Genomic DNA, 24,125 nt, shown 5'->3' on the forward strand with positions numbered 1-24,125 from the left:
ATGGGAATCATCTACTGCGAGAAAGACAGAACGTTTACCCTGCAGACAAAAGAAACTACATATCAGATGCAGGTGGATCAGTACGGATTTCTTCTTCATCTCTATTATGGTAAAAAGGCAGAAGGCTGCATGGATTATCTTCTGACCTACTATGACAGAGGATTTTCCGGAAATCCCTATGATGCGGGAACAGACAGAACCTATTCCATGGACTCTCTTCCACAGGAGCTTTCCTGCTACGGAAACGGAGATTTCCGCAGTGCATCACTGATGCTGGAAAACGGTGACGGAAGCATGAGCTGTGATATGCGTTACAAGAACTATACTATCCGTGACGGTAAATACAGCCTTCCGGGGCTTCCGGCGGTTTATGCAGATAATGATGAGGCACAGACTCTGGAGATCGTACTGGAGGATCCGGCTACCGGCGTGGAGGCCATGCTTCTTTACGGTGTACTTCCGGAACTGGATATCATTACAAGAAGCGTCTATATCCGCAATCAGAGCAGTGAGAAGATCTATGTGAACAAGGTGATGTCCGCAGAACTGGATTTTCTTTACGGAGATTATGACCTGCTTACTTTTTACGGAAGACATGCCATGGAGCGGAATCTGCAGAGAGTACCGGTGGCTCATGGAAGTCAGATGATCGGCAGTGTCCGTGGCACATCCAGCCATCAGTATAATCCGATGATGATCCTGGCAGAGAAGGACACAACAGAGGATCATGGAGGCTGCTATGCTATGTCCTTTGTATACAGTGGGAATTTCCAGGGTGAGGTTCTTAAAGATCAGTACAATCAGACAAGAATGCTCCTTGGTGTACAGGAGGAGTGCTTCCGGTATCCGCTGGAAGCCGGGGAGACCTTCTATGCACCTGAGGTGATCTTAAGCTACACAGATCAGGGAATGAACCATCTTTCCCAGAATCTGCACAGTTGCATCCGTCATCATATCTGCCGTGGTAAATATAAGACAGAGGTCCGTCCGGTGCTGGTAAACAGCTGGGAGGCAGCATATTTTGATTTTACAGGGGAGACTTTATATAATCTGGCAAAAGAGGCAAGGAGCCTTGGTATCGATATGCTGGTTCTGGATGACGGCTGGTTTGGAAAACGTGACGATGACAACAGTGGTCTTGGGGACTGGTATGTCAATGAGAAGAAGCTTGGAGAGACTCTCGGCGGACTGGTAAAAAGAGTCAATGACCTTGGAGTGAAATTCGGTATCTGGATCGAGCCTGAGATGATCTCTGAGGACAGTGATCTTTACCGTGAGCATCCGGACTGGGCACTTACGATTCCGGGAAGAAAACCAGTGAGATCCAGAAATCAGCTGGTACTTGATTTTTCCAGAAAAGAAGTTGTTGACGGAATCTTCGGACAGATCAGTGCGGTATTGGATAATGCCAATATTGAGTACGTTAAATGGGACATGAATCGAAGCCTGATGGATGTTTTTTCCGTAATGACCAAGGATCAGGGACGTGTAATGTATGATTATGTCCTGGGATTGTACGATTTTCTGGACCGTATGGTGAACCGTTATCCGGATCTTCTGATCGAGGGCTGCAGCGGCGGCGGCGGAAGATTTGACGCAGGTATGCTGTATTACACACCGCAGATCTGGTGCAGCGACAACTCCGATGCTATTGACAGGCTTCGGATCCAGTATGGCACTTCCTTCGGATATCCGGTATCGGCCATGGGAGCACATGTATCTGCAGTGCCGAACCATCAGACAGGAAGGATCACTCCGTTACATACCAGAGGTGTGGTTGCCATGTCCGGAACCTTCGGCTACGAGCTGGATCTTCTGAAGCTGACTGAGGAAGAAAAAGATGAGGTCCGCAGCCAGATCGGGGAATTCCGTAAATATGCGCCACTGATCCAGAACGGACGGTACTATCGCCTGACAGATCCGTTTAAGAGTGAGGTCTGTGCATGGGAGATCGTTGGAAATTCTCAGGAAGAATTTCTGCTCAATGTTGTCATGGAGGAGATCCATGGAAATATGACTGTGAATTATGTGCAGCTTCGCGGCCTTGATGAGAGTGCACTTTATAAGGAACAGACTACCGGCAGAATCTATTCCGGAGCTGCTCTGATGCATGGTGGAATGCCGCTTCCTGCAGAGTTTGGGGAGTACAGAGCTTATCAGTATCATTTTGTGAGAGAATAAGAGCGTATTGAGACAGTAAGATAAATAAAAGGATCCGTCATACAGACAGCTGAAAAAGCCGATGTATGGCGGATCTTTTTTTATCATAGCTCAGTGTACGGTGATCTGATAGCTCTTGATAAATTCCTCATCCGGTTTCAGCACATTGATATTTGCTTTTTCGGAAAGAGGTTTTTCAAAACCACAGTCATCACAGCGTCCCATCCACGGCTCCAGGCATACGAAGGGAGCACCGGGTACGGACCAGATACCGAAATTCGGGAAGCCCTCACTGGTAAGTGTCAGATATGGAGTTCCGTCCGGGAAGAGGATACCGGCCTTTTGGATCTGGCCGTTATCAAAAACAAGAGCGTCTTTATCAAACATGTGAGGAGCAATGGAACAGGTTCCGTTTTCAAGGGAAAGTGTATGTGGCTCGTCAGCAAGGACTGTTCCTACAGACGTATCGATAAGGAGATAGGTAAGAGTGTCCAGGCCTTCAAAAGCAAGACGGTAATCACTCTGGGATTCGCCTTCACGTACCGGAACACGGAATGCCGGATGGCCGCCGATGGTAAAATACATAGTTTCAGAATCATTATTAACTACTTCCCAGCATACTTCCAGGTCGTGCTTCTTCAGAGTGTAGGTGATCTTCAGAGCGAAAGCAAACGGATAAACATTCAAGGTTTCTTCAGAGGACTTAAGGACAAAGGAAAGGGAAGTATCGGTGATATCCGTGCAGATAAAATCGCTGTCCCTTGCAAAGCCGTGCTGGCTGGAAGGATATTCCTTTCCGTTCAGACGCCAGATATCTTTGTAGTTACGTCCCACGTTGGGAAAAAGTACAGGCGCATGGCGTTTCCAGTAAGCCGGATCTGCCTGCCAGAGGATCTCCCTGTCATTAGTCTTGTCATAGATGCCGGTGAGTTCAGCACCGTGATCGGAAACGGAAATCTTAAGAAAGCTGTTTTCAATCGTTCGTGTCATGATAAACCTCCTGTATGACAGCATTCGGGTAATATTACCTCGGAATTGCTGCATGTTTTTTTCTATTTTAGCACATTTTTCAGATGATAACGAGAAAAATACAATCTGTGAAAAATATAACTGGAAAATCTGTCATATTTCACAAGAGAAATTGCTGTTTTTTGGAAGAATAACCTTGACTAATGAAGGATAAATCTATAAAATAATTATGTGCGTAGAAAACATACATTTTTTATGTTTTAAAGAACAATAATTAGGAGGAAAATGTAAAATGGCAAAATGGGTTTACATGTTTACAGAAGGTAATGCTACTATGAGAAATCTTCTGGGCGGCAAAGGTGCCAACCTTGCTGAGATGACAAACCTCGGTCTTCCTGTACCGCAGGGCTTCACAATCACAACAGAGGCCTGCACACAGTACTACGAGGATGGCAGATCCATCAACGATGAGATCATGGCTCAGATCATGGAAGCAATTACCAAGATGGAAGGAGTTACCGGTAAGAAATTCGGTGACAAAGAAAATCCTCTGCTTGTATCCGTTCGTTCTGGTGCGAGAGCATCTATGCCAGGTATGATGGACACAATCCTCAACCTTGGTTTAAATGAAGAAGTTGTTAACACTCTTGCTGAGAAATCCGGCAATGAGCGTTGGGCTTGGGACTGCTACAGAAGATTCATCCAGATGTACTCTGACGTAGTTATGGAAGTTGGTAAGAAATACTTCGAGGAGCTCATCGATGAGATGAAAGCTAAGAGAGGTGTTAAGCAGGACGTTGAGCTTACAGCTGCTGACCTGCATGAGCTTGCTGACCAGTTCAAAGCTGAGTATAAATCCAAAATCGGTTCTGATTTCCCAACTGATCCGAAGGAGCAGCTGGTAGGCGCAATCAAAGCCGTATTCCGTTCCTGGGACAACCCACGTGCGAACGTATATCGTCGTGACAACGATATCCCATATTCCTGGGGTACAGCTGTTAACGTACAGATGATGGCATTCGGTAACATGGGCGATGACTGTGGTACAGGTGTTGCCTTCACACGTGACCCTGCTACAGGTGCTAACGGTCTGTTCGGTGAGTTCCTTACCAATGCACAGGGCGAGGACGTAGTTGCTGGTGTTCGTACACCTATGCACATCTCCGAGATGGAGCAGAAGTTCCCGGAAGCATTCGTACAGTTCAAACAGGTTTGCGAGACTCTTGAGAAACATTACAGAGACATGCAGGATATGGAGTTTACTGTAGAGCATGGTAAACTGTATATGCTTCAGACACGTAATGGTAAGAGAACTGCACAGGCTGCTCTTAAGATCGCTTGTGACCTCGTTGATGAGGGAATGAGAACTGAGGAAGAGGCTGTTGCAATGATCGATCCTCGTAACCTTGATACACTTCTTCATCCGCAGTTCGATGCAGCTGCTCTTAAAGCTGCTACACCGATGGGTAAAGGTCTTGGTGCTTCTCCAGGAGCTGCTTGCGGTAAGATCGTATTCTCTGCAGAGGACGCTGTTGAGTGGGCTGCAAGAGGAGAGAAAGTTGTTCTTGTTCGTCTTGAGACATCCCCAGAGGATATCACAGGTATGAAAGCTGCTCAGGGTATCCTGACAGTTCGTGGTGGTATGACATCTCACGCAGCTGTAGTTGCTCGTGGTATGGGATCCTGCTGTGTATCCGGATGCGGCGATATCGCTATGGATGAGGAGAACAAGAAATTCACACTTGCTGGTAAAGAGTTCCATGAAGGAGATGCAATCTCCATTGATGGTACAACAGGTAACATCTATGACGGACTTATCCCGACTGTAGATGCTAAGATCGCTGGTGAGTTCGGACGTATCATGGGATGGGCTGACAAGTACAGAACAATGAAAGTTCGTACAAACGCTGATACTCCTGCTGATGCTAAGAAAGCTCGTGAGCTTGGTGCAGAGGGAATTGGTCTTTGCCGTACAGAGCATATGTTCTTTGAGGGCAACAGAATCGATGCATTCCGTGAGATGATCTGCTCTGAGACAGTAGAGGAGAGAGAAGCAGCACTTGCTAAGATCCTTCCGGAGCAGCAGGGAGACTTCGAGAAACTCTATGAGGCACTTGAAGGAAATCCTGTAACAATTCGTTTCCTTGATCCGCCACTTCATGAGTTCGTTCCTACAGAGGAAGAGGACATCAAGAAACTGGCTGATGCTCAGGGCAAGACTGTAGAGCAGATCAAGACAATCATCGCTTCCCTTCACGAGTTCAACCCGATGATGGGACATCGTGGATGCCGTCTTGCTGTTACTTATCCAGAGATTGCTAAGATGCAGACAAGCGCTGTTATCCGCGCAGCTATCAACGTTAAGAAGAATCATCCGGATTGGAACATCAAACCGGAGATCATGATTCCGCTTGTTGGTGACATCAAAGAGCTTAAATATGTTAAGAAATTCGTTGTAGAGACAGCAGATGCTGAGATCAAAGCAGCAGGTTCTGACCTTGAGTACGAGGTTGGTACTATGATCGAGATCCCGAGAGCAGCTCTTACAGCTGATGATATCGCTAAAGAGGCTGACTTCTTCTGCTTCGGTACAAACGACCTTACACAGATGACATACGGATTCTCCCGTGATGATGCTGGTAAGTTCCTTAACGCATACTATGATGCTAAGATCTTCGAGAACGATCCATTTGCTAAACTTGATCAGGTTGGCGTTGGTAAGCTCATGAAGATGGCAATCCAGCTTGGAAAACCGGTTAACCCGAAACTTCACGTAGGTATCTGCGGTGAGCACGGTGGAGATCCGTCTTCCGTAGAGTTCTGCAACGAGATCGGACTTGACTATGTATCCTGCTCACCGTTCCGTGTACCGATCGCTCGTCTTGCAGCAGCACAGGCAGCAATCGCTAAGAAGAACGCATAAGTAAGAATACATTTCAGGCTGAAGTTTCAGTCTGAGCATATATAAAGCTTCTGGCAGTCTGTAGAAATACAGATTGTCAGAGGCTTTTTTTTCTTTATGATATTTTTTGAAGTATTCCGAAGGTTTACGAAAAATAGGATTCATGGTATCATGAAAGAAACAGGGCAGATAAAGCCGGAGGATAAGGAGAATTTTATGAATCAGGAATCACAGACACCTCATAAGAGACGTGTACGATATAAAGGAAAATATCCGAAGAAATTCGAGGAGAAATATAAAGAGCTTCAGCCTGAAAAGTATAAGGATACCATTGAACATGTGATCAGCAAGGGAAACACACCGGCTGGAATGCATATTTCCATTATGGTAAAAGAGATCATTGATTTTTTGGAGATTAGGCCGGGACAGGTTGGATTTGATGCTACACTTGGTTACGGTGGGCATACAAAGGCCATGCTGGAATGTCTGAGAGGTCAGGGACACATGTACGCCACGGATGTGGACCCGGAAGAATCTGCCAAGACAAGAAAACGTCTGGCAGAGCAGGGATTCGGAGAAGATATCCTGACAATTAAACTCCAGAATTTCTGCACCATTGATGAGATCGCAGAGGAAGTTGGAGGCTTTGATTTTATCCTTGCGGATCTTGGGGTGTCTTCTATGCAGATCGACAATCCCAAGAGAGGGTTTTCCTTTAAGGTGGATGGTCCTCTGGATTTAAGGCTGAACCAGGAAACCGGGATCAGCGCAGCACAGCGTCTGGATACCATTTCAAGAGAAGAGCTTGCCGGAATGCTGGATGAGAATTCCGATGAGCCGTACTGTGAGGAGATCGCGAAGGCCATCACAGATGAGATCCGAAGAGGAAACCACATAGATACCACTACGAAGCTTCGTGAAGTCATTGAGAAGACATTGTCTTTCCTTCCTGAAAAAGAGAGGAAAGACACGGTGAAAAAAACATGCCAGAGAGTTTTCCAGGCACTGCGTATTGATGTGAACCGGGAATTCGAGGTCCTCTATGATTTTATGGAAAAACTTCCCGGAGCGCTGAAGCCAGGCGGCCGTGTAGCAATCCTTACCTTCCATTCCGGAGAGGACAAGCTGGTAAAGAAAGCCTTAAAGCAGGGCTATAAAGACGGCATCTATTCCGACTATTCAAAAGATGTGATCCGTCCTTCCGCACAGGAATGTGCACAGAATGGGCGCGCCAGATCCACGAAGATGCGCTGGGCTGTGAAGGCCTGAGTGAAGAGTGAAAGAGCAGTTCTGATACAAATACAGAAACAGAAAAATCCTGGAATGCGTTGACATTCGGGATTTTTTTTGCTATGTTATATAAGTTTACATATGATAAAGCTACGGCTTAAACTGAATAGGAGAAAGGGTATGGATGTGGAGGAAAAGAAGGACATTTTTGATAAACTGATGCATCTTCCGGTGCTGAATATATTTGAACCTTTTTATAAGAAACATAAGGAAGTTCTGATGTATCTGTTCTTTGGAGGGCTCACATTTTTTCTGAACATTGCATTGTATGCATGGCTGGATAAGGGCCTGGGCATGAATGCGCTGATTGCCAATGTGATCTGCTGGGTGGTCTGCGTACTGTTCCAGTATTTTACAAACAGGACATGGGTATTCGACGGGCAGGTGGATTCCGCCGCCGGATTTTTAAAGCAGATGGCTTCGTTTTTCGGAGGACGGCTCTTTACTCTGATTGTGGAGGAAGCAATCCTTGCGGTATTTATCACCTGGCTTGGATTTAACAGCATGGCAGTGAAACTTGTTGCTCAGGTGGTTGTGATCGTATTGAATTATGTGATCAGTAAATTGATTGTTTTTAAAAAATAAAAGATAGTTATATTTGTGGAAAAGGAGTTGGACTGAAATTGACAAAGGACAAGACCAATGATATGACCGTGGGAAATCCGGTGAGCCTGATCATCCGCTTTATGATTCCCATGTGTCTCGGAAATATTTTTCAGCAGTTTTATAACATTGCGGATTCCATTGTTGCGGGGCAGTTCCTGGGAGTAGATGCGCTGGCTGCAATCGGAAGCACCGGTTCACTGATGTTTTTTGTTACCGGATGGCTTAACGGACTGAGCAGTGGCTTTGCCATTCTGGTATCCCAGTGGTTCGGGGCGAAGCAATATGATAAGATGCGTCATTACGTAGCTATGTCCATTTATCTGGCAGCAGCCTTTGCCATTGTGATGACCATTGGCTTTGAGGCTTTGAATGAACCGATTCTGCGGCTGATGAATTCACCGGAGGATCTGATGGGATCTGTGAAGGGATATATGGGAATTATTTATGCAGGCCTGATTGTAACAGCGGCATATAATTCACTGGCAGCGTTTCTCCGTGCACTTGGAGATTCAAAATCTCCGCTGTATTTTCTGATCATTTCGGCAGTGATCAATGTGTTCCTGGATATTCTGTTTATTGTAAAAATCGGGATGGGAGTGGAAGGCTGTGCCTATGCTACGGTTATCGCGCAGGCAATTTCCGCAGTCTGCTGCCTGATCTATATTATCAAAAAGTTCCCGATCCTGCATCTGAAGAAAGAAAACTTTGAAGTTTCTTTTACCAGCTTCCGTTATCTGCTGGCCCTTGGTATTCCCATGGGACTTCAGTTTTCCATCACAGCGATCGGAACCATTATTGTGCAGGGTGCGGTAAATATTTACGGTTCTGTATATATGGCAGGATTTTCCGCTGCGGGAAAAATACAGAATATCATTGCGACGGTATTTGTAGCTTTTGGTGCGACGATGGCAACCTATGTAGGACAGAACCGGGGCGCCGGAAAGATGGACCGTGTAAAAGCAGGAATGAAATATACCCAGATCATGATCTTGATCTGGAGTGTGATCACTATGATCATTATGTTCTTTTTCGGAAAGTACATGACCTGGCTATTTATTGACAAATCCCAGACGGATGTTATTAATGTTTCTGTTACTTATTTTCATACGGTATTCTGGGCATATCCGTTCCTTGGAAGTATCTTCCTCTACCGAAACGGACTTCAGGGACTGGGATATGGCTTGGTTCCCATGCTGGGCGGTGTGTTTGAACTGGCGGCAAGAAGTGCGATCGTTATGTTTGTTGCAGGAAAAACAAGTTTTGCAGGTGTATGTCTGGCAGATCCTGCCGCATGGATCGCAGCGCTGATCCCTCTGATCCCGTATTATATTTATGTGATGAAAAAGTGGAGCAGGGGAAAAAAGGAAACTGCTGCCTGAGTGGGTATAATACAGAAAATGAAAAGAATAAATTTAGGCTTGCAATTATGGAAGATACAGTTATAATGATATTATAACTGCGGAAAAAACCAGGAAACCGGGATTCCGGGTAAGATTACAGATCCAGAAGGGAGAATATAGATCATGGAAATCACAAAGGAAACAACAATGGGCGAGATGCTTGCATACGATGAGAAGATCGCATACATTCTTATGCAGGAAGGAATGCACTGTATCGGCTGTCCGTCTTCTATCGGTGAGTCTCTTGAGGAGGCATGTATGGTACACGGACTTGATGTAAACGCTGTACTGGCAGACATCCATCATTATGAGGAAACCAAGAAACAGAAATAATCAGCAGTACAATTTATATTAGAACGTACAGATTACGGACCGCAAGGGGATAACGACTGTGCATGTCTTTTGGGCATGCCGTCGTTATCCCTTTTTTTGTGAGCAGACGATAAAGAGAGTCTTAAATATCTGCTTGATATGGAGGAAAAAAGCATGTATGTGATGATCGATAATTTCGATTCATTTGTTTATAATCTCAAGGCATATTTTCAGGAACTTGGAAGAGAGATCCTGGTCAGACGCTGCGACGAGATCACCCTGGAGGAGCTGGAGGAGCTGAACCCGGAAGGAATCATCCTTTCTCCGGGACCGAAGCGTCCCTGGGATGCGAAGCTCTGCGTAGATACCGTAAAAAGATTTCAGGGAAGGATTCCTGTTCTTGGTGTCTGTCTGGGCCATCAGGTGATCGGCCACTGCGCGGGAGCAGTAGTGGAAAAGGGCGTGTGTCCCATGCACGGAAAAGTAACAGAGATCCACAACCATGGAACAGGAGTGTTTGCAGGCCTGCCTGAGAAATACAAGGTGACAAGATACCATTCCCTGATCGTGCGGGAAGACAGCATTCCGGAGGAGTATCAGGTGGATGCGCTTTCTGATGATGGTGCTGTTATGGGAATTTCCCATAAAGCATTGCCTATCTATGGTGTGCAATTCCATCCGGAAGCCGTTCTTACGGAATATGGACATGAGCTTCTTGAGAATTTTTGCAGGATCGCGGAGAATTTTCAGAAGGAGGAGTAAAAATATGTACAAAAATCAGCGAAGAATAAAAGAACTGACTCCATATATCCCGGCAGTGGACATTTTTCGGATCTACGAGAGAGAACCCGGAGCAGCGTTTCTGGATTCCTCCCTTGTCAATGAGCTGGGACATTATTCCGTGATCGGAAGATGTCCGTATCTGAAGCTGGTAAAGGACGGAGAGAACTTTACTATCAACGGAAGGCCGGAAACAGAAACAACCTTTGAAGACTATATGCGGGAATATTTAAATACCCATGAAGACAAAAATAACAGCGGACTTCCCATCGTATCCGGTGCAGTAGGATATTTTTCCTATGATTACGGAAGAAAACAGATGGGAGTACCATCCGGAGAAAAGGATCTTGTGACTGTTCCGGAGGCAGTTCTGACGTTTTATGACTGTTTTATCATAGAAGACTGTCAGGAAAAAAGAACCTATCTTGTGTCAAACGGAATCAGTGCAGACGCTGCAGCAGAAATCGGAGCGATGGAAAAAGCAATCCGGGAATTTACAGAGGCGGGGAAACAGGAAGGATCGGAAACAGGGGAAAAAAAGGAATCCGGAAACAGGATGGTCACGGAAAATTCTCACCGTGAGAAATTCAGGATCCAGGTTCATCCCAACTTTGAGAAAGAAGAATACAAACAGGCAGTAGACCGGATGATCCGCTATATTATAGAGGGCGATATCTATATTGCCAATATGACGCAGCAGCTGACCATTGAAAGCGAAAAACCACCTCTGGATGTTTTTTATGATCTTCGGAAAAATAATCCGTCTCCTTTCGGCGGATATCTGGATTTCGGAGATTATCAGATCGTCTGTGCATCTCCGGAACGTTTTCTGAAGATGAAAGACCGCCATGTAAATACCCGTCCTATAAAGGGAACAAGAAAACGTGGCGTAACATCTGAGGAAGATGAAATGCTCCGTCGGGAGCTTCAGGATTCCGGAAAAGATAAGAGTGAACTTCTTATGATCGTAGACCTGGAGCGAAATGATCTGAACCGGGTGTGTACACCGGGAAGCGTGAAGGTAACCGAGCTTTTTACAGTGGAAGCATACGCTACGGTTTTTCATCTGGTATCGGATATTGAAGGAAAACTGGAAGAAGGAAAAAATGTTATGGATCTTCTGAAGGCTGCATTCCCCGGCGGTTCTATTACCGGTGCGCCGAAATACCGTGCCATGGAGATCATTGACGAGCTGGAACACGGAAAGAGAAATCTTTATACAGGCTCTATCGGTTACCTGACACTGGACGGAAGCTGCGATTTCAACATCGTGATCCGTACAGCTCTTCATAAAAACGGAAAATATCACCTTGGCGTTGGCGGCGGGATCACAGCAGAGTCAGATCTGGAATTTGAGTACGATGAGACTCTGCAGAAGGCGAAAGCAATCCTGGATGCACTGCAGTAGAGAAACATACAGAACGGTAAAAGTGAAAGGTTCTGTGGACAGATCAGAGAATCTGACAGGGACACTTCATAAGGAGGTCAAAGGAAATGAACAACATAACCTTAGACGAATGTTTTCAGTTCGGTCTGGGAGCATTTGAGACCATAGGAATAGAAAAGGGAACCCCCATACTTCTGGAAAAGCATCTGAAAAGACTGGAACGAGCGGCAGATTTCCTGAAGCTGGGTGATCCGGCAGTGCGTGGGATCACAGCCGGGAGGATCGAAGAATATCTGGAAGAACAAAAAAAACGCCCGGAGGTGCAGAAAGAATTTGGCGGACTGGAACACTGTGCGCTGAAGCTTATGCTTACAAAGGAAAATGCAGTGTATTCTCTTCGTGCCAATCATTATACGCCGGAGAATTATGAAAAAGGCTTTATCATGGATGTCAGCAAGGTAAAACGAAATGAAACATCACCTCTTGTATATCACAAAACCATGAATTACGGAGATTGTATCCTGGAAAAACGAAATGCTACAGCAGCAGGAATGGATGAACGGTTGTTTCTGAATACAAAGAAACAGATATCGGAAGGGACAGTAAGTAATGTATTCTTTGTGCGAAATGGCATGATCTATACACCAAAAGTCAGCTGCGGACTTCTCCCGGGAATCCTCCGTGAATATCTCTGTGACACGGAAGAGGTGGAAGAAACCTATATCTATGTTCAGGATCTTAAATGGTATCAGGAATGCTTTGTCACAAATTCCCTGATGGGAATCATGCCGGTGCGTCAGATCGGAGGAATCCAGTTTGAGGAAGACAAAGTGACAAGGGAGCTGATGAGAAGATATCGGAAGATGGTCAGAGATACTGCGAATAAGAAACAAATCAGATAAATGTTATTGCGAAACTATCACATTCAGGAAAGGTGATGGAATTTGAATGAAAGTGACCAATACAGTCAGGGATAAACGTGCATTAACCAGGGAAAGCTAAGGTTGATGCACGTTTTTTGTGCAAACTCAACCAAAAACGTTCATGAATTTTGTGGAGTAATTTGATTGACTTTGAATGAATTTGGAAGTATACTGAGTTCAATAAATGAAAAACAACAAAAAGCGGTCAAAAACCGCAGGATAAAAGATATGGGAGGAGAAAAAATGATCTGCACAGTTACTTTTAATCCGTCTCTGGACTATATCGTTTCCGTGGAGGATTTTAAACTCGGACTTACCAACCGGACAAGCTCTGAGCTGATGCTTCCGGGCGGAAAGGGAATCAACGTTTCCACCGTGCTGATGAATCTTGGAATCGAGAATACAGCACTTGGTTTCATGGCAGGATTCGTCGGAGATGAGATTGTAAGAAAGCTTGAGGAGATGGGAGTGAGATCTGATTTTATCAGGATCCCAGAAGGCGTTTCAAGGATCAACCTGAAGCTGAAATCTATTGATGGAACTGAGATCAACGGAATGGGACCGGAGATCAGCGCTGAAAAGGTTCAGGAGCTGATGAAGAAGCTTGACACACTGAAAGAGGGAGATGTGCTTTTTCTGGCAGGAAGTATTCCTTCATCTATGCCGGATGATATGTATGAGAAGATCATGGCGAGACTGGACGGAAAAGGCGTGATGATCGTTGTGGATGCAACGAGAGATCTTCTTGTAAATGTCCTGAAGTATCATCCGTTCCTGGTGAAGCCCAATAACCATGAGCTTGGAGAAATCTTTGGTGTAGAGCTTAAGACCCGTCAGGATGTGATCCCTTACGGAAAGAAGCTCCAGGAAAAAGGAGCCAGAAATGTGCTGATCTCAATGGCCGGAGAGGGAGCTGTCCTGGTAGCGGAAGACGGTCAGGTATTTGAGAAACCGGCACCGAAAGGAACACTGGTAAACGGAGTAGGAGCCGGAGATTCCATGGTAGCAGGCTTTATGGCAGGCTGGATGGAAAAACAGGATCACGAATATGCATTCCATATGGGAATTTCCGCAGGAAGCGCAAGTGCATTTTCTGAAAATCTTGCCACAAGGGAAGAAGTTCAGGCAGTATATGAACAGGTAACAGAGGGGTAAAGAAGAAAGGAGAAGGGAAGATGAGAATCACAGATCTGCTTGACAAACGAAGCATATCACTGGATGCTGCACCGAAGACGAAATCTGAAGCTCTGGACATGGCCGTAGATCTTATGGTAAAAAGTGAAAAGATCAGCGACAGGGAAGCTTATCGGAAACAGGTGTATTTAAGAGAGGAAGAAAGTACGACAGGAATCGGTGAGGGAATCGCTATTCCTCATGGAAAATGTGATGCGGTAAAGAAACCGGGACTTGCTGCCATGGTAGTAAAAAACGGCGTGGAATTTGAGGCACTGGATGATGAGCCGGTTACCCTTCTTTTCCTGATCGCAGCACCGAATACAGAAGATAACATTCATCTGGATGTACTCAGCAAGCTTTCCGTAATGCTGATGGATGATAATTTTACAGAATCCTTACGTAACGCAGGTTCTGTAGATGAATTTATGGAGATCATCGACAAGGCCGATGAGGAGAAAAAAGATATTGATGAAAGATTGGCAGATACAGGAAGTTCCGAAGGAGCCAGAGCTAAACTGCTGGCAGTTACCTCCTGCCCCACAGGTATTGCCCACACCTACATGGCAGCAGAGGGACTGGAAAAAGCAGCAAAGGCGAAAGACTGTTTCATTAAAATAGAGACACGAGGCTCCGGTGGAGCAAAAAATGTACTTACGGATCAGGAGATCCGGGAGGCAGACTGCATCATTGTAGCTGCAGATGCCAAGGTTCCCATGGATCGTTTCGATGGAAAGAAAGTCATCGAATGTCAGGTTTCAGATGGAATCAGCAAAGCGGACCAGCTTGTTGAACGTGCGATTTCCGGAGATGTTCCGGTATATCATGCAGCAGCAGGCAGTCAGAGCTCTTCCTCAAATGCAAAAGCAGGCGGCGGAGCAGGCCACAAGATCTATATGCAGCTGATGAACGGGGTATCTCATATGCTTCCACTGGTTGTAGGCGGTGGTATCCTGATCGCTCTTGCATTCCTGATCGATGGTTTAAGTGTAGATTTGAGTTCCCTTCCTGCAGACCAGAGAGCAAACTTTGGTACCATCACACCGGTAGCGGCTGTTCTGAAAAACATTGGTGGAACCGCATTTGGTTTCATGCTTCCGATCCTGGCCGGATTTATTGCAATGGCCATCGGTGACAGACCGGCACTTGCAGTTGGACTTGTGGGCGGTATGATCGCGGCAAACGGAAAATCCGGTTTCCTCGGAGCACTTCTTGCAGGCTTCCTTGCAGGATATCTGATCCTTGGACTTCGTAAGGTTTGTGATAAGCTTCCGGAAGCACTGGAAAAAATAGCGCCTGTACTGATCTATCCGGTTGTTGGTGTCCTTCTTATGGGACTCTGTATGACCTTCGTTGTAGAGCCGATCATGGGCGGTATCAATACAGGATTAAATAATGCCTTGACAGGCATGGGAAATTCAAGTAAAGTAATTTTAGGGTTGGTTCTTGGTGGTATGATGGCCATTGATATGGGCGGCCCGTTCAACAAAGCAGCATATGTATTTGGTACAGCAGCTATTGCGGCAGGCAACTATGACATTATGGCAGCAGTTATGGTGGGAGGTATGACTCCTCCGTGTGCCATCGCACTCGCATCCCTGCTGTTTAAAGACAAATTTACAAAAGAAGAGCGTGAGGCAGGACCGACCAACTTTATTATGGGACTTGCATTTATCACAGAAGGTGCGATTCCTTTTGCGGCATCTGACCCGGTCCATGTACTTCCGTCCTGTATCGTCGGTTCCGCAGCAGCCGGAGCGATCTCCATGTTCTTCAACTGTACACTGATGGCACCACATGGCGGAATCTTCGTATTCCCGGTTGTAGGTAATGCAATGATGTATCTGGTCGCACTGGTTGTGGGAACTCTGATCTCAGCTGTACTTCTCGGGGTACTGAAGAAAAAAGTTGCTTAAATTTTTTTAAATTAAAATAAAAACTGGAGGATAAAGAAATGAAAGAATTCAAGTATGTAGTAACAGATAACGAAGGAATCCATGCACGTCCGGCCGGAGAGCTTGTGAAGCTTGTAAAAGGTTTCGAGTCCAAGATCACTATCGAGAAGGACGGCAAGACTGTAGAGTGCAGAAAGCTTCTTGCACTTATGGGACTTGGCGTAAAGAAGGGACATGAGGTTACCTTTACATTCGATGGTGCAGATGAGGATGCAGCATACGAGGCAGTAAGCAAATTCATGCAGGAGAACCTGTAATCTCAGAATGAGTGAACAGAAGGCATCCCGGTCCGGTCGATCGGGATGTCTTTTTTGAAGGAGGAAAAGGAATGCTGACGGAGCAGAGATACGAGATCATACTCGGCCTTCTCAGAGAAAAAAACAGTGTTACGGTAACAGAACTGAAAGATATCCTGGATGCATCGGAATCTACGGTCCGCAGAGACATCACGGCGCTTTACAAGGCGGGGAAGCTGACCAGGGTTTTTGGCGGTGCGGTGGCGCTGGAACATACTGTCAATGCCTATGAGCCTACCGTAGCCCAGAAAGTTGAGCTGAATATTGAAGAAAAAAAGAAGATCGCAGCCTATGCGGCAGCTCTGATCCGTCCGGAAGATTTTGTGTATCTGGATGCGGGAACGACTACCGGATATATGCTGGAGCATCTGGAAGGCTCCGGGGCGACTTTTGTCACCAATGGTGTTTCCCATGCCAGGGCTCTGGCTCAGATGGGAGTCCGTGTGCTGCTGATCGGCGGAGAACTGAAGGGATCTACGGAAGCTGTGATCGGAAGTCAGGCCATGCAGATGCTGAAGAATTATCATTTTACAAAGGGCTTTTTCGGGACCAACGGGATGACTCAGAGAGAAGGCTTTACCACGCCGGAATCCAATGAAGCACTGGTAAAGCGAACCGCCATGGAGCAGTGTCTGGAAAAGTACGTAGTGTCTGACAGCTCCAAATTCGGACAGATCAGTGCGGTGACGTTCTTTTCATTTGACGGAGCAGTGATCCTGACGGAAAGCTGTTCCAAAGAATATAAAGATTGCAGAAATATACAGATCGTATCATAGAAAGATCGCAAAAAAAACCGGTTTGGAAGAAAAAATTCTTCGTAAACCGGTTTTTTGTTTGCTGAGGATCTGTTTCAGGCTTCCCTGGAGATCATGGCTTCTAGATCTTCTACGGAAATGTCTTTTTTGTGCATCAGCTTGAGCAGACGTTTCAGTTCAGCAGCTTCCTTTGCCTTTTTTTCAGCTTTGCGGATCTCATCCAGCTGAGCTGCCAGTGCAGTTTTTTCATCCTCCAGCGCTGCTATCTTTTCGGTGCAGGCAGCAATCTTGGAATCTACTTTGGAAATTTTCTCATTGAGTACTTCTATCTTTGTACGTCTCTGTGCCATATGAAACCTCCTGATAAAAATATTACTTCTTATACACTATACAATAGCATAAACGACGATGAAATACAATTGTGAATTGATGTGCAATATGTTATCATGAATGTATATAATATTTCAGAAACGCAGGAAAATACTATGGATAAAGATAAGGGTGTATTTATGACTGCCCGGGAAGTAAATATGGAAATAGAAATGCTGAAGACGGTTTTTGACATTGTAAGACTGGTGGATGTCAGCCGTACAGCTCCGGTAAATATTGGCTTAGACGATTGCTCTTATGAAGCAGAACATAAATGCTTTGCAGTGTGGAATAAAGGCAGAAGATGTGAGAACTGTATTTCTGCCAAAGTTTTTGCCCGTAAAAACAAAATGACGAAATTTGAGTTCGTCAATGATGACATTTATCAGGTAATCGCCAAATATGTGGTTATAGACGGGACACCTCTTGTCATGGAAATGGTCTTTAAAATGACGGATAAGATCTTTCTGGGAGCTTATGGAAGCGGATTTCTGATCGATAAGATCAGCAGATTCAACCGGGAATTATATGAAGATCCGCTGACTGGTGCCAGAAACCGGAGATATTTTGAGGAACAGCTGAAATTCCTGGATAAGATGGGGGCTATAGCTATGATCGACGTGGACAATTTTAAACAGATCAATGACAGCTATGGCCATGTAGCTGGAGATGCGGCGCTTTGTACCATTGTCAGAACAATTTTTGAGCATGTGCGGGCAGATGACGTGGTACTGCGTTATGGAGGAGACGAATTTCTTCTGATGTTTGAAGAAATCCCGGAAAAGGTATTTCAGCAGAAGCTGGAAGACATCCGGGAAGAGATCGCAATGGCAGATGTGCCGGAATACAAAGAAATCCGGCTTTCCATGAGCGTGGGAGGTGTATATGGAAGCTGTAAGGTCAGAGATGGAGTGATGGAAGCGGACAGGCTTCTCTATCAGGCCAAGCGGCAAAAAAACTGTGTTGCCTACAAGAGGATCTGACGGAAATGACATGACAGTCATTGAAAGCAGAATTATGTAACAGGCGCATGAGGTGTATATCTGGCAAGTGAAAGGGGGAATAGGGATATGAAGATAATCGCAAGGATCAGAAGTGATTTTCCGACAAAATTCGGAATCCCGCGTCAGAGCGGTCGAGTGGAAGAACTGACAGCCTGTATTGTTTTTGAACCGGAATACCGGGTACGGGAAGCGGTAAAAGGACTGGAAGATTTTTCGCATATCTGGCTGCTGTGGGAGTTTTCACAGTCGATCCGTGAGAACTGGTCCCCTACAGTACGTCCGCCACGCCTGGGCGGAAATGAAAGGATGGGCGTATTTGCCACCAGATCGCCCTTCCGTCCCAATCCTGTAGGCTTATCCTGTGTGAAGCTTGAAAAAATCGATCTGGAAAGCAAAGAAGCTCCTGTACTGATCGTATCCGGTGCGGACCTGATGGACGGAACCCCCATCTATGATATCAAGCCATATCTGCCTGTGGCAGACTGCCATCCGGAAGCGCTGGGCGGCTTTGCGACGAAGGTGGAGCAGCATTTTCTGCAGGTAGAGATCCCGGAAGAATGGAAGGCAAGGATTCCGGAGGATAAGCTTACTGCGTTGGAAGGCGTGCTCAGAGAGGATCCGAGGCCTGCCTACCAGAAAGATCCGGAGAGGATATACGGAATGCCTTTTGCAGGAATGGATGTTCATTTTCAGGTAAAAAACGGCATACTTACAGTATGTGAGATCACAGGATATAAAAAATCAGACAGAATTTAAAATTACCTTTGACAAACTTTTTGTGAGATGGTATTATAATAATTGAGTTAGCAAGTGCTAACTCAATATTTTAAAAGCAAAGTTAGTTTAAAATAACCTTGAAACAGTCATATAAAAGTTCAAAGATCAAAGGAGAGTGAATTATGAGCGTTGTAATTGTAGGCGGTAATGAAAGAATGGTATGTCAGTATGAGGATATCTGCAAAGGCTTCGGATGCAAGGCGAAAGTTTTTGCCAAGGAAAAAGGAGCCATGAAGAAAAAGATCGGGGTGCCGGATCTGATGATCCTGTTCACCAGTACCGTTTCCCACAAAATGGTAAACTGCGCAGTAGAAGAAGCAAAGAAAAAATCCATTCCGGTATGCCGCTGTCACACAAGCAGCGCTGCAGCTCTCGAGAACATTCTGAAGCAGTACTGTGCATAAGAAACAGATCAGGAGATACTTTTCTCTTGTATAATTTGACTTTTTTTGCAGAAATGTTACGGAAAGGCTTGCAAAATTATAAATTATTCAATAAAATAGCCGTAGGTTTCTGTGGTAAAGCGTTGCAGTGAATGGTGAAAAGGCGGCGCTGGAAGTCGAAATTACAGGTGAGAGGTGTTATCATGAAAAAAGTTGTAAAATTCGGTGGAAGTTCTCTTGCAAATGCGGAGCAGTTCCAGAAAGTGGGCGATATCATCCGCAGTGATGAGAGCCGCCGTTATGTAGTTCCGTCAGCTCCGGGAAAGAGATTTGACGAGGATATCAAAGTGACGGATATGCTTTATGGATGTTATGACGCAGCATCCAAAGGGGAGGATATCACTGAGAAGATCAATGCGATTAAGGCGCGATATTATGAGATCATTAAGGGACTCGGACTGAGCCTTTCTCTTGAGGAGGAGTTCAAGAAGATCGATGAGGATTTCCGTGCACAGGCAGGAATCCAGTATGCGGCATCCAGAGGAGAGTTCCTCAATGGTAAGATCATGGCTGCATATCTTGGATATGATTTTGTGGATGCAGCTTCTGTGATCCGTTTTGATAAAGCTGGTAATCTGGAAGCGGAGGAGACCAATAAACTCCTTTCCAAAAAACTCAGCAAATCCCAGCATGCGGTTATTCCGGGATTTTACGGCGCATGTGCAGATGGCACAGTAAAGACATTTTCCAGAGGTGGTTCTGATGTGACAGGTTCCCTGGTTGCAAAAGCTATCCATGCAGATATTTATGAGAACTGGACGGACGTTTCCGGTTTTCTTGTAACAGATCCGCGTATCGTTCACAATCCGGAGCCTATCGAGGCGATCACATACAGAGAGCTTCGTGAGCTTTCCTACATGGGAGCTACTGTTCTTCATGAGGATGCCATTTTCCCGGTTCGTAAAGAGGGAATTCCGATCAATATCCGTAACACAAACAGCCCAGAGGATAAAGGTACTCTGATCGTAGAGAGCACCTGTAAGAAGCCGAAATTTACTATTACCGGTATCGCCGGAAAGAAAGGCTTCTGCTCTATTAATATCGAGAAATCCATGATGAACAGTGAGATCGGGTTCGGACGCAAGGTACTTCAGGTATTTGAAGATCAGGGGATCAGCTTTGAGCATGTACCATCCGGAATCGATACCATGACTGTATATGTTCATCAGGACGAATTTGAGGAGAAAGAGCAGCAGGTTATCGCAGGTATCCACCGTCTGGTGCAGCCTGATTTTGTGGAGATGGAATCTGACCTTGCACTGATCGCAGTTGTTGGTCGTGGAATGAAATCCCAGAGAGGCACTGCAGGAAGGATCTTCTCTGCTCTTGCCCATGCAAATGTAAACGTAAAAATGATCGACCAGGGTTCCAGTGAACTGAATATCATCATCGGTGTAGAGAATCGTGATTTCGAAAAAGCAGTCAGAGCAATCTACGATATTTTTGTTCTGACACGGATATAAACAAAATCCGGAAACGGATTTTGTTTATGAGGAAGTAGCGAAGCGGATTCCGAATATCCGATTTATATAAATCCGGAAACGGATTCCGAATATCCGATTTATTTAAAACCGCCGCAGTACGTGTAACATACCGTCCTGCGGCGGATTTTTTTGGAAAAAATCCAAGATTTATCTAAAAATAATACAATCAAATTCAACAGGATTTCCAAAGGAAAGACAAAGATATTGTACATTGTGTCGAAAAAAGTTTGATATGAAATAAACAGTATTGACAAAAACTTAACTTTTGTGTAAAACTGAAATATGAAAAAATCAGAAAGGCAGGCGGTCAGCTATGGAGAAACAGATCAAACTGGATGAAAAAAGTGCACAGGAGTTTGTCAGTGCAGCCAGCAGATGTAATTTTGATATTGATGTATTTTATAACCGTATTATCATTGATGCAAAGTCGATCCTCGGACTTTTGAGTCTGGATCTGACAAAGACTCTGACAGTAAAGTGTTACGGAGAAGATGAGGATTTTAATCGTGTTCTTTCCAAGTATGCAGCAGGTTGAGAAATATGAATAAAGAAAAACGGTGATAAAAGGGCGCAGTTCATGAGAAGAAAAGCAGAACATGCGTCCTTTTTATTATGGGAAGCTTTCGGATCATATTTTATGGTATAATCCTGGTATAGCATGGAAAAAGAATAGCTGCCGGACTGGAATTCCGGCAGCTGCCGGGAGTGAAAATATGGAAAAACCAAGAGTGCGGATTTCTGTCAGAAATCTTGTGGAATTTATACTGAGGAGCGGAGATCTGGATAACAGCAGTGGGACATCCGGAGATAAGGAAGCCATGTTAAAAGGCGGAAGGCTTCACCGCAAGATACAGCGGAGTATGAAGGGCGATTATCAGGCAGAGGTTTCTCTGAAAAAAGAAAGTGAATACGACGATGTGGTCATTCAGGTCGAGGGCCGTGCAGATGGGATCTTTACAGAGGACGGAGCCGTTTATATTGATGAGATCAAGGGGACTTACGGAAATGTCCAGGCAATGGACATGCCAATACCTGTCCACCGTGCCCAGGCCATGTGTTACGGAATGATCTGGGGAGAAAAAGAAGGGATTTCTGAAATCCACATTCAGATGACATACGCTCATCTTGAGACGGAAGAAACCAGGAGATTTCGTGAGGATTTTTCCATAGAGGAGCTTAAAGGCTGGTATCAGAAGCTTCTGGATGCCTATCACAAATGGATCGCATATTCTCTTAACTGGAAAAAAGAGAGAAATGCATCCATGAAGGATCTGCAGTTTCCGTTTCCATACAGAGAAGGGCAGCGGGATATTGTTAGTGGTGTGTACCATACGGTTTCCAGCGGGAAGACCTTATTTGTTCAGGCGCCTACCGGTGTGGGAAAAACCATGTCTGCCATTTTTCCGTCCGTGCGCGCCATCGGTGAGGGAAAAGGTGAAACACTTTTTTATCTTACCGCAAAAACCATCACAGGAACTGTGGCGCAGGAGGCATTTCACATCCTGCGGGAAAAAGGTCTGAAATTCAAGGTAACGGCGATCACGGCAAAGGAAAAGCTGTGTTTTCAGGATACTCCGGAATGTACACCGGAGAAATGTCCTTATGCAAAGGGGCATTTTGACCGGGTAAATGATGCGGTTTATGAGCTCTGGACCACTGAAGAGGTATATTCCCGAGAAGTGATCCGTGCTCATGCAGAAAAATGGCAGGTGTGCCCTTTTGAAATGTGTCTGGATCTTTCAATCTGGGTAGACGGGATCATCTGTGATTATAATTACGTGTTTGATCCCAATGTTCATCTGAAACGTTTTTTCGGGGAAAATATTTCCGGGGATTATATTTTTCTGATCGATGAGGCACATAATCTGGTAGAACGTGGCAGAGAGATGTACAGTGCCGGTATTTCCCGTCAGAGTCTGGTAGCACTTCGAAAGAAGATAAGAAAGAGATTTTCAAAACTGGCCAGAACACTGGATAAAGCAAATCGCCAGATGATGGAACTGGAAGAGAATCTTGCGGAAACAGGAAAAGGGTATCAGGTGCTTCCCAATCCCGGAGTACTGCCGATCACATTTCTTACAATATCAGGTGAACTGGAAGAAATACTGGAGGAAAAAGAACTGGAAGAAGAACTACGCAGGGAAATACTGGAATTTTATTTTATAGTGCGTGATTTTTTAAATGTTTCAGAGCTGGTAGATGAAAATTATGTAGTATATACCGAAAACAACGCAGAAGAAGGATTTCGTCTGAGGCTGTTCTGTGTGAACCCGGCAGAAAATCTGGGAGAATACCTGAAAAAAGGGAAAAGTGCTATTTTCTTTTCAGCTACAATGTTTCCCATGCTCTATTACCGGGAGCTTTTGACAACAGACCGTGATGCCTATGGGATTTATGTGCAGTCTCCTTTCCCAAAAGAAAACCGCAGGATTCTTATCGGCAGCGACGTAAGCAGCCGGTATACCCGGAGAAATCGTGCAGAATACCGGAAGATCGCCGGATATATTGCCAGATGTGTCTGGCAGAGGCAGGGAAATTATATGGTGTTTTTTCCGTCGTATCGTCTTATGGAAGACGTACTGCAAGTTTATGAGGAAGAATTTTCCGTAGACTGGGTGCGCTGCGTGTGTCAGACGCCGGATATGACAGAACAGGAACGGGAAGGATTTTTGGAGGAATTTCAGGAACGGGAAGGTACCCTGGTAGGGTTCTGTGTCCTTGGAGGAATTTTTTCTGAGGGTGTTGATCTGACAGGGGAAAGTCTGATCGGGGCAGTGATCGTAGGAACCGGACTTCCCCAGATCGGCAGTCAGCGTGAGATCTTGAAAGAGTATTACGATAAAAAGAATCACTGTGGTTTTGATTATGCATATCGCTACCCGGGTATGAACAAGGTGCTTCAGGCCGCCGGGCGCGTGATCCGCACAAAAGAGGACAAAGGCGTGATATTGCTTTTGGATGACCGCTTCTGGGATCGGGATTACCAGGAAATCTTTCCCAGGGAATGGCAGGACCGTACAGGCTGCAGGCTGGATACGGTAGAAGGTGCAGTGGAGACGTTCTGGAAGAGGTTTACTTGACAGAACGGAGAAATCCGATATACTTATAGAGTCTTTATCTGGAAAATCACTGGAGGAATG

21 protein-coding genes are annotated in these 24,125 nt (G+C 45.3%); 19 read left to right on the top strand and 2 right to left on the bottom strand.

Annotation, left to right across the window (positions count from 1 at the left end; genetic code table 11):
* Nucleotides 1-2,181 (top strand): alpha-galactosidase, encoded by a 2,181-nt coding sequence (locus EAI83_RS03550; RefSeq protein ID WP_129974627.1) that lies wholly within the window; start codon nt 1-3, stop codon nt 2,179-2,181.
* Nucleotides 2,182-2,271: 90 nt separating this feature from the next.
* Here EAI83_RS03550 and EAI83_RS03555 read toward each other — a convergent pair whose 3' ends face one another.
* Nucleotides 2,272-3,150: an aldose 1-epimerase family protein gene (locus EAI83_RS03555; RefSeq protein ID WP_015525818.1), complete on the bottom strand. Its 879-nt coding sequence runs from the start codon at nt 3,148-3,150 to the stop codon at nt 2,272-2,274.
* A gap of 271 nt (nt 3,151-3,421) precedes the next feature.
* Between EAI83_RS03555 and ppdK the strand changes: the two genes are divergently transcribed.
* The 12 genes from ppdK (at nt 3,422) to EAI83_RS03615 (ending at nt 16,929) form a co-directional block, all read left to right on the top strand.
* On the top strand, nt 3,422-6,052 hold the full coding sequence (gene ppdK, locus EAI83_RS03560) for a pyruvate, phosphate dikinase (RefSeq protein WP_059085207.1): 2,631 nt from the start codon (nt 3,422-3,424) through the stop codon (nt 6,050-6,052).
* Nucleotides 6,053-6,247: 195 nt separating this feature from the next.
* Entirely contained in the window at nt 6,248-7,300 is a 1,053-nt protein-coding gene (rsmH, locus tag EAI83_RS03565) for a 16S rRNA (cytosine(1402)-N(4))-methyltransferase RsmH (RefSeq protein ID WP_129974628.1), read from the top strand.
* Nucleotides 7,301-7,441: 141 nt separating this feature from the next.
* Nucleotides 7,442-7,906, top strand: a complete 465-nt coding sequence (locus tag EAI83_RS03570) for a GtrA family protein (protein ID WP_015525821.1) — start codon at nt 7,442-7,444, stop codon at nt 7,904-7,906.
* A gap of 62 nt (nt 7,907-7,968) precedes the next feature.
* Complete coding sequence (locus EAI83_RS03575) at nt 7,969-9,306, top strand: MATE family efflux transporter (protein WP_021650998.1); 1,338 nt, start codon at nt 7,969-7,971, stop codon at nt 9,304-9,306.
* A 144-nt stretch (nt 9,307-9,450) separates the two neighbouring features.
* Nucleotides 9,451-9,660: a DUF1858 domain-containing protein gene (locus tag EAI83_RS03580; RefSeq protein WP_021650997.1), complete on the top strand. Its 210-nt coding sequence runs from the start codon at nt 9,451-9,453 to the stop codon at nt 9,658-9,660.
* A gap of 153 nt (nt 9,661-9,813) precedes the next feature.
* Nucleotides 9,814-10,401: an anthranilate synthase component II gene (locus EAI83_RS03585; protein WP_044961185.1), complete on the top strand. Its 588-nt coding sequence runs from the start codon at nt 9,814-9,816 to the stop codon at nt 10,399-10,401.
* Between the two features lie 4 nt (nt 10,402-10,405).
* Complete coding sequence (gene pabB, locus EAI83_RS03590) at nt 10,406-11,827, top strand: aminodeoxychorismate synthase component I (protein WP_129974630.1); 1,422 nt, start codon at nt 10,406-10,408, stop codon at nt 11,825-11,827.
* An 86-nt stretch (nt 11,828-11,913) separates the two neighbouring features.
* Complete coding sequence (locus tag EAI83_RS03595) at nt 11,914-12,708, top strand: aminotransferase class IV (RefSeq protein WP_129974631.1); 795 nt, start codon at nt 11,914-11,916, stop codon at nt 12,706-12,708.
* 264 nt (nt 12,709-12,972) lie between these two features.
* Complete coding sequence (pfkB, locus tag EAI83_RS03600; protein WP_118608277.1) at nt 12,973-13,884, top strand: 1-phosphofructokinase; 912 nt, start codon at nt 12,973-12,975, stop codon at nt 13,882-13,884.
* Between the two features lie 20 nt (nt 13,885-13,904).
* Nucleotides 13,905-15,818, top strand: coding sequence for a PTS fructose transporter subunit IIABC (locus tag EAI83_RS03605; RefSeq protein ID WP_015525830.1), 1,914 nt, complete (start codon nt 13,905-13,907; stop codon nt 15,816-15,818).
* A 38-nt stretch (nt 15,819-15,856) separates the two neighbouring features.
* A complete protein-coding gene (locus EAI83_RS03610) occupies nt 15,857-16,114 on the top strand; it encodes an HPr family phosphocarrier protein (RefSeq protein WP_015525831.1) in 258 nt (85 codons plus the stop codon).
* Between the two features lie 71 nt (nt 16,115-16,185).
* Nucleotides 16,186-16,929, top strand: a complete 744-nt coding sequence (locus EAI83_RS03615) for a DeoR/GlpR family DNA-binding transcription regulator (protein WP_044961183.1) — start codon at nt 16,186-16,188, stop codon at nt 16,927-16,929.
* A 74-nt stretch (nt 16,930-17,003) separates the two neighbouring features.
* Here the strand turns inward: EAI83_RS03615 and EAI83_RS03620 are convergent, their stop codons facing one another.
* Nucleotides 17,004-17,258 (bottom strand): hypothetical protein, encoded by a 255-nt coding sequence (locus tag EAI83_RS03620; protein ID WP_015525832.1) that lies wholly within the window; start codon nt 17,256-17,258, stop codon nt 17,004-17,006.
* 135 nt (nt 17,259-17,393) lie between these two features.
* Between EAI83_RS03620 and EAI83_RS03625 the strand changes: the two genes are divergently transcribed.
* The 6 genes from EAI83_RS03625 to EAI83_RS03650 all read left to right on the top strand — a co-directional run bounded on the left by EAI83_RS03625 (nt 17,394) and on the right by EAI83_RS03650 (nt 24,065).
* Complete coding sequence (locus EAI83_RS03625; RefSeq protein WP_161206337.1) at nt 17,394-18,260, top strand: GGDEF domain-containing protein; 867 nt, start codon at nt 17,394-17,396, stop codon at nt 18,258-18,260.
* A gap of 87 nt (nt 18,261-18,347) precedes the next feature.
* The gene (gene tsaA / locus EAI83_RS03630) at nt 18,348-19,037 is read left to right on the top strand and encodes a tRNA (N6-threonylcarbamoyladenosine(37)-N6)-methyltransferase TrmO (protein ID WP_021650988.1); all 690 of its coding nucleotides are present in this window, start codon (nt 18,348-18,350) and stop codon (nt 19,035-19,037) included.
* A gap of 143 nt (nt 19,038-19,180) precedes the next feature.
* Nucleotides 19,181-19,462: a DUF2325 domain-containing protein gene (locus tag EAI83_RS03635; protein WP_015525835.1), complete on the top strand. Its 282-nt coding sequence runs from the start codon at nt 19,181-19,183 to the stop codon at nt 19,460-19,462.
* A 182-nt stretch (nt 19,463-19,644) separates the two neighbouring features.
* The gene (locus EAI83_RS03640; protein ID WP_015525836.1) at nt 19,645-20,964 is read left to right on the top strand and encodes an aspartate kinase; all 1,320 of its coding nucleotides are present in this window, start codon (nt 19,645-19,647) and stop codon (nt 20,962-20,964) included.
* A gap of 334 nt (nt 20,965-21,298) precedes the next feature.
* Complete coding sequence (locus EAI83_RS03645; RefSeq protein ID WP_015525837.1) at nt 21,299-21,520, top strand: HPr family phosphocarrier protein; 222 nt, start codon at nt 21,299-21,301, stop codon at nt 21,518-21,520.
* Nucleotides 21,521-21,698: 178 nt separating this feature from the next.
* Nucleotides 21,699-24,065, top strand: coding sequence for an ATP-dependent DNA helicase (locus EAI83_RS03650; protein WP_059085249.1), 2,367 nt, complete (start codon nt 21,699-21,701; stop codon nt 24,063-24,065).
* Nucleotides 24,066-24,125: the final 60 nt, after the last annotated feature.

The sequence above is a fragment of the Blautia sp. aa_0143 genome, assembly GCF_004167315.1.
Lineage (GTDB): Bacteria > Bacillota > Clostridia > Lachnospirales > Lachnospiraceae > Blautia_A > Blautia_A fusiformis.